This is a genomic window from Clostridium pacaense (genome assembly GCF_020709765.2).
In the GTDB taxonomy this organism is placed as follows: domain Bacteria; phylum Bacillota; class Clostridia; order Lachnospirales; family Lachnospiraceae; genus Enterocloster; species Enterocloster hominis.
This window is the reverse complement of the sequence record NZ_JAJFEB020000249.1, coordinates 1-232: the sequence shown is the minus strand read 5'-3', so window position 1 is coordinate 232 and position 232 is coordinate 1. Positions and strand designations below refer to the sequence as shown.

The 232-nt window shown below is 56.0% G+C and carries 1 protein-coding gene; it reads right to left on the bottom strand.

Annotated features, from left to right (window positions below; genetic code table 11):
• Window positions 1-232: hypothetical protein (locus LK536_RS59190; protein ID WP_506092387.1), on the bottom strand; the 232-nt coding region annotated here is incomplete at both ends.

The following is a 232-nucleotide window of genomic DNA, read 5'->3' as shown; positions in this document are numbered from 1 at the left end:
GGGTCCCCCTCTTCTGTTTTTCCCGCATGGTCTCCACCAGCTCCAGGTTCCTTATGGTGGACGTGTCAATGACCATGAACTGTCCGGTGGAATAGGGGGTGATGGTGGTGATATGCTCCAGGGTGCTTTTATGTGTTTCATACATGTACTGCATCACGGCGCCCGCGGAAATGATCCCGGTCCCGTAATCCGTAAGGCCCCGCCCGCTTAAGGAGCCAACTCGGAACTGCTC